The sequence below is a fragment of the Caballeronia choica genome, assembly GCF_001544535.1.
In the GTDB taxonomy this organism is placed as follows: domain Bacteria; phylum Pseudomonadota; class Gammaproteobacteria; order Burkholderiales; family Burkholderiaceae; genus Caballeronia; species Caballeronia choica.
In genome coordinates, this window is record NZ_FCON02000483.1 from 1 (window position 1) to 1,203 (window position 1,203).

Genomic DNA, 1,203 nt, shown 5'->3' on the forward strand with positions numbered 1-1,203 from the left:
CAACGTCCACTATGGCTGCGAAAGGCCGCGCCATAACGATTGCGGCCAAGCTCGGTCAGCCGCGCCACCACGGTCGGGTCCTCATCGTCCAGACGTTTGATCAGCAGGTGACGCCCGTAGGCTTGCGTGACGATCTGCTCATGGCCGAGCAGGCCGCGCAGTTGACGCTGCAGTTCGGCAGCGTAATGTTTGGTGGGTAAAGCTGGCATGTCGGTCCCTCGATTACGATGCGCCGCTTTGCAGCGGATAGCCCCGGAAGCTCCATTTGAACGGGCGTGCCGCCTGATTGTGCTCGCGGATGAACTGCGCGGTGCGCTCGCGCAGATGCACGGTACTGGTGTGGCTCGCATGGCGCAACACCCGGCGCGTGTAGCGGGCAAACCAGAGTTCGATCTGATTGACCCAGCTTGCGTGCAACGGCGTGAAGTGGAAGTGAAAGCGCTTGCCATGCCGCGCGTTGAACGCATGCCAGACGGCCTGTGCACGATGCGTGTTCAGATTGTCCCAGACAACGTGCACCTGTTTGTCCGAGTACGCGATTGCCACGCGCTCCATGAAGGCGACCAGATCGTCCTGGGTACGCCGCTCGCGGCACTCTGCCAGTACCTGTCCGGTATGCACATCGAGCGCGGCAATCAGCGCCTGGGTGCCGTGACGAACATATTCAAACTCACGACGGCGCAGCCGTCCGGGCGCGGGCGCACGTCCCGGGTGCGTGCGCTCAATGGCCTGAATGCCAGTCTTCTCGTCGATACTGAGCACCACCGCGTTTCTGGGGGCCTTGCGGTACAGTTTGCAAATCCCGTTGACCTTCTCGCGAAAGGCCGGGTCCGGACTGTGTAGCCATTGCCGGACCCGGTGCGGACGCACGTCGCCGGCCTGCAGAATGCGCTGCACATGGCTGCGGCTGATCTGTTCGACGACGCCGCGCTCGACGGCGCGCGCCGCAATCTCGTCGAGCGTCGGGGTGACCCGTCCCTCAGGTTCCTGCGTTTCACACGCCAGCGCAATCAACTGCAGCCGCGCTTCATGCGTGATGCGTGGCGGACGGCCACTGCGCTCGCCTTCGCGAATGCCTTGGGCACCTTGCTGGGCAATGCGCTTGCGCCACAGGCAGACCGTTTGCACCGAGACACCCAGTTCCCGCGCAATCACCGTATTGGAGTGGCCCTCGTGGGCCCACAACGCGATGCGCGCCCGCAT

General features: G+C 63.8%; 2 protein-coding genes. Both read right to left on the reverse strand.

Annotation, left to right across the window (positions count from 1 at the left end; all coding sequences use genetic code 11):
* Positions 1-209: hypothetical protein (locus tag AWB68_RS45175; RefSeq protein WP_087650481.1), on the reverse strand; the 209-nt coding region annotated here is incomplete at its 3' end.
* A 13-nt stretch (positions 210-222) separates the two neighbouring features.
* Positions 223-1,203: IS630 family transposase (locus AWB68_RS45180; protein ID WP_087650480.1), on the reverse strand; the 981-nt coding region annotated here is incomplete at its 5' end.